Origin of the sequence: Rhodococcus sp. 06-470-2 (assembly GCF_002258235.1) — a bacterium.
Classification (GTDB): domain Bacteria; phylum Actinomycetota; class Actinomycetes; order Mycobacteriales; family Mycobacteriaceae; genus Rhodococcoides.
In genome coordinates this window covers 150,888-166,355 of record NZ_NOYB01000037.1, presented here as the reverse complement: position 1 = coordinate 166,355, position 15,468 = coordinate 150,888, and the positions used below count along the sequence as shown (strand labels likewise).

20 protein-coding genes and 1 pseudogene are annotated in these 15,468 nt (G+C 64.7%); 14 read left to right on the top strand and 7 right to left on the bottom strand.

Annotated features, from left to right (window positions below; translation table 11 throughout):
- Together CH276_RS20835 and CH276_RS20830 are read right to left on the bottom strand one after the other, a co-directional pair.
- A partial coding sequence (locus CH276_RS20835) for a carboxyl transferase domain-containing protein (protein ID WP_303396063.1) occupies positions 1 to 195 on the bottom strand: 195 nt, incomplete at its 3' end.
- A gap of 42 nt (positions 196 to 237) precedes the next feature.
- On the bottom strand, positions 238 to 1,380 hold the full coding sequence (locus CH276_RS20830) for an acyl-CoA dehydrogenase family protein (protein WP_094631565.1): 1,143 nt from the start codon (positions 1,378 to 1,380) through the stop codon (positions 238 to 240).
- 94 nt (positions 1,381 to 1,474) lie between these two features.
- Here CH276_RS20830 and CH276_RS20825 point away from each other — a divergent pair, with 94 nt between their 5' ends.
- From CH276_RS20825 to CH276_RS20800, 6 genes are all read left to right on the top strand, one after another.
- A complete protein-coding gene (locus tag CH276_RS20825; protein ID WP_222092734.1) occupies positions 1,475 to 2,056 on the top strand; it encodes a TetR/AcrR family transcriptional regulator in 582 nt (193 codons plus the stop codon).
- Positions 2,057 to 2,137: 81 nt separating this feature from the next.
- On the top strand, positions 2,138 to 3,157 hold the full coding sequence (locus CH276_RS20820) for an LLM class flavin-dependent oxidoreductase (RefSeq protein WP_094631564.1): 1,020 nt from the start codon (positions 2,138 to 2,140) through the stop codon (positions 3,155 to 3,157).
- An 85-nt stretch (positions 3,158 to 3,242) separates the two neighbouring features.
- Positions 3,243 to 4,049, top strand: a complete 807-nt coding sequence (locus tag CH276_RS20815) for a transglutaminase-like domain-containing protein (protein WP_094631563.1) — start codon at positions 3,243 to 3,245, stop codon at positions 4,047 to 4,049.
- Positions 4,050 to 4,161: 112 nt separating this feature from the next.
- Positions 4,162 to 4,332: a CsbD family protein gene (locus tag CH276_RS20810; protein ID WP_008718579.1), complete on the top strand. Its 171-nt coding sequence runs from the start codon at positions 4,162 to 4,164 to the stop codon at positions 4,330 to 4,332.
- Between the two features lie 86 nt (positions 4,333 to 4,418).
- A complete protein-coding gene (locus tag CH276_RS20805; protein WP_032394280.1) occupies positions 4,419 to 4,679 on the top strand; it encodes a lipopolysaccharide assembly protein LapA domain-containing protein in 261 nt (86 codons plus the stop codon).
- Complete coding sequence (locus tag CH276_RS20800) at positions 4,676 to 4,903, top strand: hypothetical protein (protein WP_032394266.1); 228 nt, start codon at positions 4,676 to 4,678, stop codon at positions 4,901 to 4,903. The genes CH276_RS20805 and CH276_RS20800 overlap by 4 nt, the downstream gene beginning before the upstream one ends.
- Positions 4,904 to 4,952: 49 nt before the next feature.
- Here the strand turns inward: CH276_RS20800 and CH276_RS20795 are convergent, their stop codons facing one another.
- The 3 genes and pseudogenes from CH276_RS20795 to CH276_RS20785 all read right to left on the bottom strand — a co-directional run.
- A complete protein-coding gene (locus tag CH276_RS20795; RefSeq protein ID WP_094631562.1) occupies positions 4,953 to 5,258 on the bottom strand; it encodes a hypothetical protein in 306 nt (101 codons plus the stop codon).
- Positions 5,259 to 5,377: 119 nt separating this feature from the next.
- On the bottom strand, positions 5,378 to 6,169 hold the full coding sequence (gene thiD / locus CH276_RS20790) for a bifunctional hydroxymethylpyrimidine kinase/phosphomethylpyrimidine kinase (RefSeq protein ID WP_094631561.1): 792 nt from the start codon (positions 6,167 to 6,169) through the stop codon (positions 5,378 to 5,380).
- Positions 6,170 to 6,234: 65 nt separating this feature from the next.
- Positions 6,235 to 6,426 (bottom strand): annotated as a pseudogene (locus CH276_RS20785) (ANTAR domain-containing protein); the annotation flags it as partial.
- A gap of 186 nt (positions 6,427 to 6,612) precedes the next feature.
- On the opposite strand from CH276_RS20785, the gene CH276_RS20780 reads away from it, so the two are divergent.
- From CH276_RS20780 to CH276_RS20750, 7 genes are all read left to right on the top strand, one after another.
- A complete protein-coding gene (locus tag CH276_RS20780; RefSeq protein WP_094631559.1) occupies positions 6,613 to 7,050 on the top strand; it encodes an SRPBCC family protein in 438 nt (145 codons plus the stop codon).
- A 35-nt stretch (positions 7,051 to 7,085) separates the two neighbouring features.
- Positions 7,086 to 8,366 (top strand): APC family permease, encoded by a 1,281-nt coding sequence (locus CH276_RS20775; RefSeq protein WP_094631580.1) that lies wholly within the window; start codon positions 7,086 to 7,088, stop codon positions 8,364 to 8,366.
- Complete coding sequence (locus CH276_RS20770) at positions 8,363 to 9,955, top strand: phytoene desaturase family protein (protein WP_094631558.1); 1,593 nt, start codon at positions 8,363 to 8,365, stop codon at positions 9,953 to 9,955. The genes CH276_RS20775 and CH276_RS20770 overlap by 4 nt, the downstream gene beginning before the upstream one ends.
- A 157-nt stretch (positions 9,956 to 10,112) precedes the next feature.
- Positions 10,113 to 10,469 (top strand): STAS domain-containing protein, encoded by a 357-nt coding sequence (locus CH276_RS20765; RefSeq protein WP_032394260.1) that lies wholly within the window; start codon positions 10,113 to 10,115, stop codon positions 10,467 to 10,469.
- Positions 10,470 to 10,500: 31 nt separating this feature from the next.
- A complete protein-coding gene (locus CH276_RS20760; RefSeq protein WP_032394259.1) occupies positions 10,501 to 10,890 on the top strand; it encodes an STAS domain-containing protein in 390 nt (129 codons plus the stop codon).
- Positions 10,891 to 10,918: 28 nt separating this feature from the next.
- Positions 10,919 to 11,368 carry an ATP-binding protein gene (locus CH276_RS20755; RefSeq protein ID WP_094631557.1) on the top strand — a complete coding sequence of 150 codons (450 nt, stop codon included), beginning with the start codon at positions 10,919 to 10,921 and terminating at the stop codon, positions 11,366 to 11,368.
- A gap of 15 nt (positions 11,369 to 11,383) precedes the next feature.
- Positions 11,384 to 12,643 carry a PP2C family protein-serine/threonine phosphatase gene (locus CH276_RS20750; protein ID WP_094631556.1) on the top strand — a complete coding sequence of 420 codons (1,260 nt, stop codon included), beginning with the start codon at positions 11,384 to 11,386 and terminating at the stop codon, positions 12,641 to 12,643.
- 22 nt (positions 12,644 to 12,665) lie between these two features.
- On the opposite strand, the gene CH276_RS20745 is transcribed toward CH276_RS20750, so the two are convergent.
- On the bottom strand, positions 12,666 to 13,907 hold the full coding sequence (locus tag CH276_RS20745) for a TetR/AcrR family transcriptional regulator (RefSeq protein ID WP_176459363.1): 1,242 nt from the start codon (positions 13,905 to 13,907) through the stop codon (positions 12,666 to 12,668).
- A 208-nt stretch (positions 13,908 to 14,115) separates the two neighbouring features.
- Between CH276_RS20745 and CH276_RS28265 the strand changes: the two genes are divergently transcribed.
- A complete protein-coding gene (locus tag CH276_RS28265) occupies positions 14,116 to 14,511 on the top strand; it encodes a LuxR C-terminal-related transcriptional regulator (protein WP_254924355.1) in 396 nt (131 codons plus the stop codon).
- Between the two features lie 26 nt (positions 14,512 to 14,537).
- Here the strand turns inward: CH276_RS28265 and CH276_RS20735 are convergent, their stop codons facing one another.
- A complete protein-coding gene (locus CH276_RS20735) occupies positions 14,538 to 15,467 on the bottom strand; it encodes an MBL fold metallo-hydrolase (RefSeq protein WP_094631554.1) in 930 nt (309 codons plus the stop codon).
- Position 15,468: the final 1 nt, after the last annotated feature.

Sequence of the window (15,468 nt, the reverse complement as noted above, 5' to 3'; positions counted from 1 at the left end):
GGCGAGGGCGTCGAGTTCGACGAACGAGCCCTCGTCGAGCAGGGCGGTGATCCGCTCACGGGCGGTCAGCTTGCCTTTGGCGTGGACCTTGTCCACCGCCGCCTCACCGGACGGAATCTCCGCAACCGCGAGACGTTTACGAAGATCGGCCAATTTACCCGCAGTGGTATGGATATCGGGTTCGGTTGTGGTCATGCAGATGTCCCCTACGTTGTGTGGAGTGGCAAACGGAGATCGTCAGTTCGTGGCGAGCGAGCGCGCGATCACCAGACGCTGAATCTGGTTGGTGCCCTCGAAGATCTGAGTGATCTTGGCGTCGCGCATGTATCGCTCGACGCGGAAGTCGCGGGTGTACCCGTAGCCACCGAACACCTGTACCGCGTCGGTGGTCACCTTCATGGCCGCATCGGTAGCGATCAGCTTGGCCACGGAAGCGTTGCGCGAGTAGGGAAGTCCGGCGTCACGTCGACGGGCAGCATCGAGGTAGGTGGCGCGGGCCGAGTCCACTGCCGCTGCCATGTCCGCCAACACGAAACCGAGGCCCTGATGGTCGATGATCTTCTTGCCGAACGCCGTACGTTCCTGGGCGTACTTCACCGCGTCGTCGAGCGCCGCCTGCGCGATTCCCACGGCTACAGCGGCAATTCCGAGCCTGCCTGCATCGAGTGCACTGAAGGCGATCTGCAGTCCCTGCCCCTCCGCGCCGATTCGCCACTCGGTGGGTACGTGGACGTTGTCGTAGTGCGCCGAGGTCGTCGGGATCGCATGCAGTCCCATCTTCTCTTCGGGCTTGCCGAAGCTCAGGCCGTCGGTTCCGTCCGGAACGAGGAAGCACGAGATACCTTTCGACCCTTCGCCGGTACGAGCGAACAGGTTGTAGAAGTCGGCCACTCCGCCGTGTGTGATCCACGCCTTCGAACCGTTCACGGTGTAGCCACCCTCGGTCGGGGTGGCCTTGCAGCTCAGTGCGGCAGCGTCCGAGCCGGCCTGTGCCTCGGACAGTGAGTAGGCGCCGATCTGCGCCCCACCGAGCATGTCGGGGAGTTTGTCGGCTTTCTGCTGTTCGGTACCGAACGCCATCACGGGATAGCAAGCCAGACCGTGCACGCTCACTGCGACTGCAACCGCCGCCCAGCGCGACGCCAGTTCTTCGAGGACCTGGAGGTACACCTCGTACGGTTGGCCTCCACCTCCCCATTCCTCTGCGTACGGCAGGCTCAACAGGCCTGCCTCGCCGAGGGTGGCGAACACTCCCTCCGGGTAGGTCTCACGCCGTTCGTGGTCGTCGACGATCGGGTCGAGGACCTTGTCTGCCACGTCCCGGGTCAGGGCGATCAGATCACGCGCTTCGGACGTGGGCAACAGACGGTCGACGGGCACGTGAAAACCTCCGGGGCTATCGCATCAGTACTGCCGGACGATCCGCAGTACTGATGCACAGTACTGCACAAGCCGATGCAGTACCATCCCTGATGTGAACGCACCCGTGACCTCGCATGCCACGGCACGCCGTTCCGAACTCTTCGACCAGCTCGTGAGCTTGTTTCTGGCAGAGGGCTTCGCACACCTGACCCTCGACACCATCGCGGCCCGGCTTCGGTGCTCCAAGTCCACGCTGTACACCCTGGCGTCGAGCAAGGATCAGCTGGTCGGCGGCGCAACGGTGCACTATTTCAAGTCCATGACCACGCAGGTGGAGAACGCGGTCGCCGAGGTGGACGGCACCCGCAATCGCATCACCACCTATCTCACCGCGGTGGGGGCAGCTCTCGAGTCCGCGTCCGAACAGTTCATGACCGACCTGGCGTCACTGGAGGCGGCCCGCTCGGTATACGAACGAAACACCGCCATCGCCGCGCGCCGCGTCCAGGAGTTGATCAGCGAGGGCGTGGCCAGCGGCGAAGTGCGCGACGTGCACGCGGCCTTCGTCGGGGACGTGGCCTCCTCGGTCATGGTTCGCATTCAGACTCGCGAGGTGTTTCGACTGACCGGACTGAGCGACGGCGACGCTTACCTCGAACTGGCGAAATTGCTGACGGCGGGCATCGGCGCGTAGCCGCGGAGCAGGGAATGAATCGACCTCGGTATGCGCTGACACCCAACGAATACAGTTGATCCTTCAACGAAAGAGCGCGTGATGAAGAAGATCGGATTTCTGTCCTTCGGACACTGGTCGGCGTCCCCACAGTCGCAGACGCGGTCCGCGTCGGACGTGCTGCTGCAGTCCATCGACCTCGCGGTCGCCGCCGAAGAACTGGGTGCCGACGGCGCGTACTACCGCGTCCATCACTTCGCCAACCAGCTCGCGTCACCGTTCCCACTCCTCGCCGCCGTCGGTGCCAAGACGAGCACCATCGAGATCGGCACCGGTGTCATCGACATGCGCTACGAGAACCCGTTCTACATGGCCGAGGACTCGGGTTCCGCCGATCTCATCTCGGGCGGGCGGCTGCAGCTCGGAGTCAGCCGAGGATCGCCCGAACAGGTCGTCGAGGGCTACCGCTACTTCGGCTACACACCGGCCGAGGGCTCCGATCACGCCGACATGGCCCGTGAACACACCCGCATCTATCTCGATCTTCTCGAAGGCAAGGGTTTCGCACAGCCCAATCCGCGGCCGATGTTTCCCAATCCGCCCGGACTCCTGCGCCTCGAACCACACTCCCCCGGTTTGCGGCAGCGCATCTGGTGGGGTGCAGGCACCCGCGACACCGCCGAGTGGACCGCGCGACAGGGCATGAACCTGATGAGCTCGACGCTGTTGAGCGAAGACACCGGAGTGCCGTTCCATCGATTGCAGGCCGAGCAGATCGAACGATTCCACAAGACGTGGAGCGACGCTGGACACGACTTCGCGCCGCGAACTTCGGTGAGTCGCAGCATTTTTCCGATCGTGAACGATCTCGATCGCGCCTACTTCGGCCGAGAGGGCAGCGGCGACGATCAGGTCGGCTACATCGACGGCGGCAAGGCCCGATTCGGCAAGACGTACGCAGGCGAGCCCGATCGACTGATCGAAGAGCTCGCCGCGGACGAAGCTATCGCAGCCGCCGATACGCTGCTGCTCACCGTCCCCAACCAGTTGGGCGTCGACTACTGCGCCCACGTCCTCGGCACTGTGTTGCGCGATGTCGCTCCCGCGTTGGGGTGGCGCTGACCACTCGCAGAGCGGGAGGGGGTTGGTATCGGCGGATACGGGTACTGGCAGCTCGTTCACCCGCCCTCGCCTGCCAGGAGTTCCCATGCTCAAACGCGACGTATCCGCGCGCCTCGATGTAGACATCACCGCAGCCACCACGCTCGAATTCCAGATCGCAATCGCGCCGCATCCGGGCACGACGGTCACCGAATCACTGTCCTTCGTTCTCGACGGCAACCCCATCGAGGCGAAGGAAGTGAGCGGGCCGCACGGCAACCGAATTCACGTCATGCCCGCCGACGTTGGCAACCTGCAGGTCTCGTACGACGCCACCATCTTGGGCAACACCACCCCGGCACCGGTCACCGACTACGACATGTCGCTCTACCTCCGACCGAGCCGGTACGCCGAGGCCGACAAGTTCTACGGTTTCGCCGCAACCGAATTCGGCGACTACGCGGACTCCGAGGAACTGCTGGCCAAGATCTCCGCGTGGGTCGGCGCTCGCCTGAGTTACGTTCCGGGGAGCAGTGATCCGATCGACGGTGCTGTCGACACACTGCTCGCCGGACAGGGCGTCTGCCGGGACTACTCGCACCTCGTGGTGGCCATGCTGCGGGCGGTCAACGTTCCGGCCCGCCTGGTGGCGGTGTACGCACCCGGCTGCGACCCAATGGACTTCCACGCCGTCGCCGAAGCCTTCGTGGGCGGCCAGTGGCGCGTCGTGGATGCCACCTGCCTCGCCCCGCGCTCGACGCTGGTGCGCATCTCGGTCGGTCGCGACGCCGCCGACACCGCATTCCTGGACAACCACAAGGGTGCCATCACGCTGAACAGTTCCGTGGTCACGGCAGTGGTCGACGGCGAGCTCCCCGAGGACGACATCACCGAACTGGTCTCCCTCACCTGATCTCCGTCCGGACGCCCCCCACTGTGACCTGTATCACACCGGCGTTGCTTTCGGTGACGAAAACCGACTAAGTACCCGTTACCAACAATCACAGCCACCCGGAAGGACTCTCATGAGCTTCATCGACAAGGCCAAGAACGCCGCGGAAGACGCCATCGGCAAGGCGAAGGAAGTTGTCGGCGACGCCACCGACAACAAGGACCTCGAGGCCGAGGGCAAGAAGGATCAGGGTTCGGCAGGCGTGAAGAAGGTCGGCGAGAACATCAAGGATACCTTCAAGTAACACCGCAATCGCATCGAGTGCCGCCGATCTCGATGATCGGCGGCACTCGCCTTTCACCCCTTCCACCTCACAGAACGGATTCCCTCATGACCACATCCACCGGCAACACCGAGACCACCAAGCGTCGCGGCGGATTCGCCTCGAAGTTCGCCCTCCTCGTCACGCTCGTCCTGGTCGCAGCACTGGTGATCTTCGTGCTGCAGAACACCGTGCACACCACCATCAACTTCCTGGGCTGGAACTTCGATCTCGGCCAGGGCGTCTCCTTGCTCGGTGCCGCTGTCGTCGGAGCCGTCATCACGTTGACCGCCACCGCTGCGCTCAAGGTTCGACGCGCAGTCCGATGATCCCCCTGCTCGCGCGCAAGTACCTGTACCGCTACCTCATCGTTGCGATCGGGCTTCCCGTCCTCGCTCGGTTGTTGGCCTTCGCCGGCCAGAGCCTCGAAAAGCGAACGGGCAAGGACAATGTCGTGTCCAGAGGCCTGAAGTCGGCCGGTCGATTCGCACAACGGCGGGCCGACAAGTCGCAGGGCAAGAAGGATCGTGAGTCTCTTCGCGCACACCGCTGAGCCGGTCGACCAATGCGTCGGCCGGCTGTACCGGCCTACCCGGCGACGATCAGTGTCCCGCCGGGTCGGTCAGCGACTTGCCTTCCCGAGCCTTGACACGTCTGCGCTCCAGTAGAACCAGTGCAATTCCGGCCGCGAGAAGAACCGGCGCGGCGATCGCACCGATCCACACCCATCCGGAGAACCCGTAGCCTGCGGCGGTAAGGGTGAGACCCAGGCTCACCAATGCAATTCCGATGAAGATGTATCCGGGCCAGTTTCGCGTGTCGACGATCGCCTCACCCGCGTGGCCGCGGGTCGTCCGATCGTCGTCGCGTGCGCCGGCGTCGGAATCGCTCGTGTTCTGGTGCGCCATGTGAACCTCTCGAGATGAATGAGTGACGGCCACTGACCGCAGACCGGTCCTGAGGAGCGTTCACCGCCTTCACAGCGCGGTTCCCGTAAAGCGCCGTCGACAAACATCGGGCCGATGGTTCAGTCGTGCCAACTCACTGCGGCGAACGGGGCGTGGCTCGTCAGCCGTCCGACGATGCCTGCGTGTGCGAAGTTCTTGGCGGTGGCGACCGCGTCGAGCACGTCCACGCCTTTCGCGAGCTCGGCCGTGATGGCCGCGGCGAACACGCATCCGGCACCCGATACCCGCTCCTCGCCCACCTTGGGGGCGCGCAGCACGGTCAGTTCGGAACCGTCCCAGACGACGTCTACGGCCTCGTCGCCGGGCAACCCCGCACCCCCCTTGACCACCACGTACCGCGGTCCGAGTTCGGCAATTCGCTTGGCCGCCTCGCCCAGATCGTCGACGGTGGTGATGGCGTCCATTCCGGACAATGTCTGTGCCTCGAACAGATTGGGGGTGATCACGGTGGCCAGCGGAAGAATGTCGCGCCGAAGCGCATTGTCGGTGTCGAGCGCCGCGCCCGGCTCCTGACCCTTGCAGATCAACACCGGATCGACCACCACGTGCCGCCACGGCTGCAGACGCAGTGAGCTCGCCACGGTCTCGACGGTAGCGGGTGTGCCGAGCATGCCGATCTTGACGACATCGAGATCGTGTGCGGCAGTAGCGACTTCGATCTGATCGGCGATGACCGAGCTGTCGATGGGAACGAAGCGGTGGCCCCAGTCGGACTTCGGATCGAACGAGACGATGCATGTGATGGTGCCGACTCCGTAGACCCCGAGCCGCTCGAATGTCTTGAGGTCTGCCTGCAGACCGGCTCCACCGGTGGCTTCCGAACCTGCGATCACGTACGCGATTGTCGACATGACCTCAGTATGACAAGTACCTTTCGACCCGAAATCAGGTGGTCGCGCACCTGGTGGGGCGAACGTCAGCTCGGCAGATCGGGTTCGGTCGGGTGTTCACGGCTGATCAGCTGCGCCGCCAACGTCGATACCGGCACGTTCATTTCCTGTGACAGCGCACCGAGCATGTCGAACGCGCGGATGGCGTCGACGTCGAAGCGCTCCATGATGATCCCCTTGGCCTGACCGATTCGATCTCGCGAGGCCAGAGCGCTGCGGTGGGACATGACTTCTCCTCGATCTGCCGCACCGATTGAACCGGCCCGTTTCGGGGCATACGGCAGTGTCGGATCGTTCTACCGTGCGATCGCAGCACCCAGAGTGCCCCACTTCCAGTCCCGGAGTGTCGGCGAGCGCGGATCACGTGCTCACACAGGACGACAAGAGATTCCGGAGGCCGAATCGTGCCCACGAGCAGAGAAACCACAGCCAGCTGTGAGGACGTCTGGAGCGTCCTCGCGGACGGTTGGACGTACGCAACCTGGGTGGTAGGTGCATCCCGAATTCGCGCCGTCGACAACACCTGGCCCGCACCGGGTTCCACGATTCACCATTCCGTCGGCACCTGGCCCGCGGTGCTGAGCGACGTGACTCGTTCGGTGGGAATTCACGCCGAACGAGAGATACGACTCGAAGCGCGCGCCCTGCCGTTCGGCAAAGCGTCGGTCACGGTGCGGCTACACCCGATTGCCACCGGTTGCCGCATCGAGATCATCGAGCACGCGATCACTGCGCCGTTCGCCCTGGTGCCGAATCGGATACAGCATCTGTTGGCGCATCCACGCAACGCCGAGGCGCTCCGTCGGCTCGCCCTGCTCGCAGAGCGGTCCACAGCTCCGTGAGCAAGTCCCCACTGCGACAGGCAGTCTCGGGAAAAATGCTGTTCGTCTTCATTCTCGGCGATGTGCTCGGTGCCGGAATCTACGCTCTCGTCGGCGAGATAGCGGGCGAGGTCGGCGGAGCGATCTGGCTGCCCATGCTCGTCGCCCTGCTGATGGCACTGCTGACCGCTGCGTCGTACGCAGAACTCGTCACCAAGTACCCACGAGCAGGCGGCGCAGCCGTGTTCGCGCAGCGGGCGTACAAGAAACCGCTCGTGTCGTTTCTGGTGGGATTCTCGATGCTCGCCGCAGGTGTCACCAGCGCCGCCGGCCTGGCGCTTGCCTTCTCGGGCGACTACCTGGGCGTGTTCCTCGACGTGCCCGCCGTCCCCGCCGCAGTGGTCTTCCTGCTCCTGGTCGGGCTGCTCAACGCTCGCGGGATCACCGAATCGTTGCGGGCGAACCTCGCCATGACGGTCGTCGAGGTATCGGGTCTGGTGCTGATCGTCGCCCTCGCCGGTCTCGTGCTGAGCCGGGGTGACGGCACGCCGTCCAGGGTCCTCGAATTCACCGACGCGACGACTCCGACGCTCGCGGTGCTCGGCGCGGCTCTGCTCGCGTTCTATTCGTTCGTCGGATTCGAGACGTCGGCGAACATCGCCGAAGAAGTCGAGGACGTGCGCCGGGTCTACCCACGGGCTCTTCTCGGTGCTGTCACCGTCGCCGGGGTGGTGTACGTGCTCGTCGGTCTCGCAGTGTCCACCGTCGTGCCCGCCGACACTCTGGCGCAATCGACCGGTCCGCTGCTCGAGGTCGTCGACGCTGCCGATGCGGGCATTCCGCCGTGGGTCTTCGGCCTCGTCGCACTGGTCGCCGTGGCCAACGGCGCACTGCTGACCATGATCATGGCGTCGCGACTGACCTTCGGCATGGCTCGTGACGGTCTGCTTCCCGGCGCATTGGCCAAGGTTCTGCCGGGCCGCAGAACTCCGTGGGCAGCGATCGTGGCCACCACCGTCGTCGCGATGGTGTTGTGCAGCACCGGTTCCGTCGCTGCGCTTGCGGAGACGGTCGTGCTGCTCCTGCTGTTCGTCTTCATCAGCACCAACGTGGCGGTACTGGTACTTCGCAGCGATTGCGCCGACTCCGGTCATTTCCGGACGCCGACCGCACTCCCCGTGCTGGCACTGATCACGTGCGCAGTTCTACTGACCCAGCAGTCCGCGGCAACGTGGCTGCGCGCCGGATTGCTCCTCGCCGTAGGAGTAGCGCTGTACTTCGTCGGTAACCTGCTGACCGACAAGACCGATACCGACCAGAGGAGTGCAGTCTCATGACCACCACCGAGGTCGACGCGATCGTGATCGGCAGTGGCCACAACGGCTTGGTTGCGGCGGCAGCGATGGCCGACGCCGGCTGGGACGTCGTGGTCCTCGAGGCTGCCGAACATCCCGGCGGCGCTGTGCGCAGCGCCGAGCTCGTTCCCGGTTTCACCAGCGACCTCTTCAGCGCCTTCTATCCGCTGGCGCTCGCCTCGCCTGCCATGACTGCACTCGACTTGGAAAGCCACGGGCTGCAGTGGTCGCACTCCCCCGCGGTGTACGGCCATGCGCGGTCACCGCAGGACACCGACGCTCCGGTCGTTCACCACGACGTCGAGACCACCGCTGCGCGGCTGTCGGAACACGACGCGCGAGACGGCCGAACCTGGCTGCGGCTCTTCGAGCAGTGGGAGCGCATTCGCGAGCCCTTCATGAATTCGCTGTTCGGACCGTTTCCACCCGTCGTCCCAGCGGCTCGACTCGTCCACACCTTGGGGGTGCCCGAGACACTGCGCTTCGCGCGATTCGCGGCCCTCCCCGCCCGGGTGATGGCTCACGAGCTCTTTCACAGCGAGGCTGCTCGCTGCCTGCTGCTGGGCAACGCCATGCACGGTGACGTCCCGACCGATGCCCCGGTGAGCGGCATGATGGGCTGGCTGCTCACGATGCTGGCTCAGGACGTCGGGTTTCCGGCCCCTGTGGGCGGATCGTCTGCGCTGACGACCGCGTTGATTCGTCGTGGTGCCGCGTCGGGTGCGGTGCTCGAGTGCGGTCAGGCGGTCGAGCACATCGAGGTGCGCGGCGGCCGCGCTCGCGGGGTGCACACCGCTGCCGGAGACACGTTTCGAGCGCGTCGGGCGATAGTGGCCGACGTGTCCGCACCGGCTCTGTACGGTTCACTGCTTCCGTTCGACGCCGTGCCGCGCCGAGTGCACGACGACTTGCGCACCTTCGAGTGGGACACCCCGGTGGTCAAGGTGAACTACGCACTCGATCGTCGAATACCCTGGAACTCACCGTCTTTGGCCGACGCCGGCACCGTCCACCTCGGTGCGGACGACAACGGCCTCGTGCACTGGGCGGCAGATCTCACCACCGGAGTTCTTCCCCAGAGCCCGTTCATGCTGTTCGGCCAGATGACCACTGCCGATCGGAGCAGGTCACCGGAGGGCACCGAAAGCGCTTGGGCCTACACACATCTGCCGAGGGGCGTCGTCGACGACGCGGCCGCCGACACCGTGGCGGATCGGGTCGACGAAGTCCTCGACGCCCATGCACCGGGATTTGCCGATTCGGTCGTCGGGCGGGTCGTCCAACGACCGAGCGATCTGTACGGTGCCGATGCCAATCTGCACGGTGGTGCGGTGAACGGCGGAACCGCGCAGCTGCAGCAGCAGTTGATATTTCGACCGACGCCGGGGCTGGGGCGGGCGGAAACGCCGGTGGAAGGACTGTTTCTCGGGTCGGCATCGGCGCACCCCGGTGGAGGAGTGCACGGAGCCGCCGGCCTCAACGCTGCCCGGGCAGCGCTGGGCCAGCGAGGTGTACACGGCTGGATGAAGAAGAAAATCACCGGTTCGCTCATCGACGTGTTGACCCGGTGACGGCGTTATCGAAACGAGATCTTTCGTTACTCGTTCGAGATGTGCGGCGGAGTCTCCTGCAATCAGGCACTGGCATCGTTGAAAGCACAACAACTCAGCGTTGTGCACCGCGCGGGCAGACCGACCGGGACGAACGCTTCGGGGAAGAGGTAAAGATATGTTGACCAGCACTGCAACGATGGAACGCTCCATTCGCGACGACGAGGGCGTGTTTCGGGTCGAGACCGTCGTTCGACCGGACGGACACAACATTCTGCGAGCGTCGGGCGAACTCGACATGTCGACCAGAGCCGAGTTCGTGCACAGCCTGGACCGCCTGGCCGCCGCCTCCGATCGGGTCTGTGTCGATCTGTCGGCGGTGTCGTTCATGTACTCCGGCGTTGCCAACGCAATAATCGATGCCACCTATGTACATCCGGGCAAGATCGCCGTGCTCGCGCCTGCACGATCGGTGCGTATGGTCCTGGAGGTACTGGGCGCAGGCGACCTGTTCGTCGACGCGTTTCGGTCGTGAGTTCGACTCGACAACAGGTAACGTCGAACCCATGCCAGACGAGCCGACCGGAGCAGCCTTCGAGATCGTGGCAGCGGACCACGACGCGACGACCGTGCTCACCGTTCGAGGCGAACTCGATCTCGACACCATACCGGAGCTGTCGGCTGCTGCGTTCCCGGCGGCAGACACAGCCCGGGCCGGACTCGTGGTGGATCTGACGGATGTGAGCTTCCTGTCGTCGAGCGCCATCACCGTACTGGTGCGAGTCTGCGATCGACTGCCCGATGCCTCGCTCATGGCGCTCGTGGCAGTCGATGGTGTCGTGGTTCGGCCCGTGCAGCTCAGCGGAATCGATCGGGTGATGGCCACTTTCACGACCGTTCCCGACGCGGTGGCTCACGTGCGGTCGGCAGCTCTCGACTCGGAAGTCGACCGATGACCGGCCGGTACCGGTTCGGACAGCGACGATGACCGAGAGCAGTCCCGGACCCACTCCACAGCGTTGGAGCCACACCGCACCGGCCGAATCGGCCGTGGCGACCGCGCTTCGACGTCGGCTGCATAACTGGGTTCTCGACCTGGGAGTGAGCAACTCATTGGTGGACGACATCGTCCTCGGGGTCTACGAAGCGCTCGCGAACGTGGTCGAGCATGCCTACCACGCAGTGCCCGAGCCCGGAACGATGACGGTCACCGCCGCATACGAACATCGAACCCTGACTGTCACGATTTCCGACACCGGAACGTGGCGGCCACCGACGCCGACGACCAATCGCAGCCATGGGTTGCAACTCGCTGCCGCAGTGTCGGACGACCTCCTCGTCGATCACCGGCCGGGGTTCGGGACCATCGTGACTGCGGTGTGGACCGATCCGGTCTCGGCAAGCCGCTCCAGTTCTGCCACCCGCTCGTCATGAACGAAGGGAGTGCCCATGTCCGCCACCGCTGCTGAATTGCTCGACAGTGCACCGTGCGGGGTGTTCTCCGTCGATGTGGCCACGGCACGGATCCTCTACGCCAATGCTGCCGCCGCCCGCATCACCGCACGCAGTCGTGACGCTCTCGTGGGAACGTCGGTCACCGACCTGTTCACGATCGAGTTCGAGCCCGTACTGACGGCGCTGATCGACGTCGCGTCGAATTCACGGGCCGACTCCCCGATCGGAGCCTCCGCGAAGCTGACCGTCGCACCCGACAGGAGCGATGCAATCGCCGTGTCGATACTCGCCAACGCCCTGCGCACGCCCACAGGTCCCATGACGGTGACGATGACGCTGCACAACGAGACCGAGCGGAACGTCCGCGAAAGAGATCTGATCGACGCCCGTGACAACGCCGAGGCGGCGCAGGACAGCGCCGAGGCCGCTCTGGACAGATCACAGGATGCACTGGGCGCCTCGGAGGAAGCGCGCAAGCAGGCCGAGGCAGAGAGAACGCAAGTGCAGATTCTGGCGTCGACCCTGCAACGCACCCTGCTCCCCCCGATCCTGTCCGCTCCGACGGGTATGAACGTGGCGGCTCACTATCACCCCGCATCCATCGACGAGGTCGGTGGCGATTTCTACGATGTGTTCCCCCTCGACAATCGGACATGGGGATTCTTCCTCGGTGACGTCAGCGGGAAGGGTGCCGGAGCCGCCGCCGTCACCTCGCTGACCCGATACACCCTGCGCGCCGCGGCGGTGTTCGACCGCGACCCGATCTCGGTACTCCAGAACCTCAACACCGTTCTGCACCACGAGTTCCACGGCGACGACCCACGTTTCTGCACAGTGGTTTTCGGCACCATCACTCCGGGCCCGGACGGCGCGGTGGTCGACCTCGCCAGCGGAGGACATCCGCCGGCACTGCGTATCGGTCACGACGCCGTCGTGGACTTCGTCGACACCACCGGTGGTCAGTTGGTGGGAGCATTGGCCGAGCCGCACTTCGCGTCGGCATCGGTGACACTGCGACCCGGCGACGTCATGGCCTTCTACACCGACGGGTTGACCGAGGCAATCGTCGGACCGGGGCGAACACGCTTCGACGACGACGGTGGCCTCGAATCTTTTGCTGCCGAAAGAGGTCCGACGACTGCACCGAAGATCGTCGACGATCTCACGTCACTTCTGGCTTCCTTCGGAGACGGTCTGCAGGACGACGTAGCACTGCTCGCCTTCGAGGTACCCCGGGTCGACGCCGACGCGTAGCAGTTCAGGCCCGCAGGCTCGCTCAACGTGCTCGTATTCCAGACAGGAACACCCGCAGGACGTAGTCGGAGACTTGTTCCGGACCTTCCTCGGACCGTGAGACGGACCTGATCACCACGTTGTTGGCGAGTATCGTCGCAAGTTCGCTTGCCGACGCCTCGGTACCGAAGTCGCCTCGACGCTGGCCACGTTCGAGGATCGGGGTGAGCGCCGAGGGCAGCGGGAGTTGCTCCCGAATGGTGGTGACAGTGCTCGGCTCGTGAAACTGCTCGAAGCTCAGTGCCAACAGCATCCCCGAGCTCATCGAGCGGTTGCGCGCCACGAACTCCGCGAGCCGACCGACCGAACGTTCAAGAGCCGCAATGGGTTCCACCTCCAGTCGGGCGTCCGCACGACCCAGCCGGAGGACGCGCTCGAACTCGGGCGTCAGTGCGGCAACGATGATGTCGACCTTGCTCGGGAACAGGCGCTTGAGATCGGCGACGGTGAGCGAGGAAGCAGTGGCGATGTCGGCGAGGGTGACCGAGAAATATCCGTGTGCCGCGAACAACCTCTCGGTCGCCGCGATGACGTCGGATTCGATGTCGGCCCTCGAATGATCGAAACCGTCGAGAGAAGCGGGCACGTCCACGGGTCCCGCTGTGCGTTCACGACGATCCGAGTGAACTGGGTCCACCGCCCATTCCAGCAGCGATTCGACAGCCGTGGACGCACGAGACGTGGGCACCGTTCCCGGGCTGAGGGTCTCACGGAAAGCAAGACCGTCGAGCAGAGCGACGAGGACATGGGACAGTCCGGTCACCGTCAGCGGCGTTCTCACCGAACCCCCGAGTGCACGGAGCTTGTGCCGGACGGCATCCTCGACTGCGGCGTCCATGGCATCGAATTCGGGTGCCAACGACGATCTCGCTCCGGCGTGGTCGGAGGCGATCATCGCGCCGATCATTCTCCTGCGCAGCAGACCGGAGGTCAGTTGCTCGAAGTAGGACGCGAGATCCGACGAGGCATGCTCTGCATCGCCGGGCTTCGTGTACTGCAGAGTCACGTGCGCGAGCAAGTCCTCGACGAACGCTTCCTTGCCACCACGCTCCCCGGCACGGGAGGACCCGGGGTACGCATTGTGGAAAGTCTGGTGCGACAACCCGGCTTCTTCCACGACCGAGGCGATAGACAGCGATCGTGCGAGCACCGACATATCGAGATCGGTCAGCAATCGTGAGCCCGCCCGCAGCAGTTGTTCGCGGGGTGTGGATTTCGGGCTCAACGACGACCGCCTACGGTTTCGATCCGGTGGACAGTGAACTATAACAATGGCCCCGTGAAGACCCGACTTTACAAAACGATAAACCTGGATCGACAGAAGCCTCCAATGCCGCGTTCTGCCTCGAACCCGTTGGTGTTGTTTCATATTTGCCGGCGTGGTCGGATGTCCGAAACACCAAGTCGGACAGCAGGGGTCGGATGCAATGCAAGTGACGAGTACAGGTCTGTCGACCACGACGATTCAGGTCGCGTCCGGTACCGCGGTCCATCCGGGGCAGCGATTCGCGCCGCGCCGCAGTGCATCGACCGTGCGCGCCAGGACCGTCGCAAATCCCGGTACCGAGACTCCCAGGTCACGGCAGGAAGCGACGAGGTTCGCCGATCCCGGCCTCACCGCCCGCGAGATCGCGGTCCTGGGTGCGTGGTTGCGCTGCGACTCCAAACAAGAAGTGTGCGCGGTTCTGCACATCGCACTCGGCACGGTGAATACCCACCTGTCTCGAATTCGCGCGAAGTACGCCACCGTCGGTCGTGCGGCACCGACCAAAGCGTCGCTCGTGGCCCGGGCGCTGCAGGACGGCTTGGTCACCCTCGACGATCTGTGATCGTCAGCCCGCGTGCAGGGTCGGTGTCAGGCCCGTTCCGCCCACGGGTCCGCGCGTCGCCACAGGGTCGGCAATTCGAGGTCGATGTCGTCTCTCCGCGCGCAGGCGTTCAGCACATCGACGGAGGCAGACATGTCGTCGAAGACGTACGCGAGCGCTTGCAGTGGTTCGTCCAGGGACCGAAAGAAGTTGTCCCAGTGCGTCAACACCACGCGTCGGGCACCGACCGCCACGACCGTCTCCTGCCAGTACTGCTCGATGAACGCGCGCGGCCGTCGACCGAGCTGCCCTATCGAGAGGTAGACCACGTCGGCACGGCGACCTTCGAGCATGCCGGAACGAAAACCGGCGCTGCTGTGCACCAGTGCCGTCCGGCCGCTGGGAACGTGTTCGATGTGCATCGACCATGCCTCCCCGCATCGGTACTCACGCACCCGAGCCGGCTGGGTCAGTGGCCGCTCGATCCTGCCGTGCGCCCGATCCGGATACGAGTGAACCGATTCGACGAACGTGACGGCGAAGTTGCCCTGCACCGTTGTCTCGTCGTTCTCGACCACGACGATCCGGTCGTCCGAGAGCCCGGAGCCCTGCCCGATGAAGCCGGTCGAGGAACCGCCGACCAGAACTGCATCGGTACGCAGCGCTACCGCCGCCGAGTCGAGTGCGTGATCGTAGTGCGAGTGGGCACACAGCACCGCGTCGAGCGTGGTGATCCCCGCTCTGCGCAGGGCTGCATCGATGCGCCCCATGTCCGACCGCAGCGGTCGTACGAGGGTTTTCGGAAGCGACGGTCGCGAGAAGAAGCCGTCGGTGAGGATCGCCGATCGGCCGTCGTCGAAGAGCACGGTGCTGACACCGAGAAACGACACTGTCACCGGCGAATGGGGACCCGCCGACTCAGTGGTGGCGATCTCCGCCGGACCCGGCAGCGCGGGACGACCGATTCTGAGGGCCACC

Bases quoted from the DNA above. Each gene is read 5' to 3' on its own strand.
- CH276_RS20820 (WP_094631564.1), top strand. From the start codon at position 2,138: ATGAAGAAGATCGGATTTCTGTCCTTCGGACACTGGTCGGCGTCCCCA.
- CH276_RS20815 (WP_094631563.1), top strand. From the start codon at position 3,243: ATGCTCAAACGCGACGTATCCGCGCGCCTCGATGTAGACATCACCGCA.
- CH276_RS20810 (WP_008718579.1), top strand. From the start codon at position 4,162: ATGAGCTTCATCGACAAGGCCAAGAACGCCGCGGAAGACGCCATCGGC.
- CH276_RS20805 (WP_032394280.1), top strand. From the start codon at position 4,419: ATGACCACATCCACCGGCAACACCGAGACCACCAAGCGTCGCGGCGGA.
- CH276_RS20800 (WP_032394266.1), top strand. From the start codon at position 4,676: ATGATCCCCCTGCTCGCGCGCAAGTACCTGTACCGCTACCTCATCGTT.
- CH276_RS20795 (WP_094631562.1), bottom strand. From the start codon at position 5,258: ATGGCGCACCAGAACACGAGCGATTCCGACGCCGGCGCACGCGACGAC.
- thiD (WP_094631561.1), bottom strand. From the start codon at position 6,169: ATGTCGACAATCGCGTACGTGATCGCAGGTTCGGAAGCCACCGGTGGA.
- CH276_RS20775 (WP_094631580.1), top strand. From the start codon at position 7,086: ATGCTGTTCGTCTTCATTCTCGGCGATGTGCTCGGTGCCGGAATCTAC.
- CH276_RS20770 (WP_094631558.1), top strand. From the start codon at position 8,363: ATGACCACCACCGAGGTCGACGCGATCGTGATCGGCAGTGGCCACAAC.
- CH276_RS20765 (WP_032394260.1), top strand. From the start codon at position 10,113: ATGTTGACCAGCACTGCAACGATGGAACGCTCCATTCGCGACGACGAG.
- CH276_RS20760 (WP_032394259.1), top strand. From the start codon at position 10,501: ATGCCAGACGAGCCGACCGGAGCAGCCTTCGAGATCGTGGCAGCGGAC.
- CH276_RS20755 (WP_094631557.1), top strand. From the start codon at position 10,919: ATGACCGAGAGCAGTCCCGGACCCACTCCACAGCGTTGGAGCCACACC.
- CH276_RS20750 (WP_094631556.1), top strand. From the start codon at position 11,384: ATGTCCGCCACCGCTGCTGAATTGCTCGACAGTGCACCGTGCGGGGTG.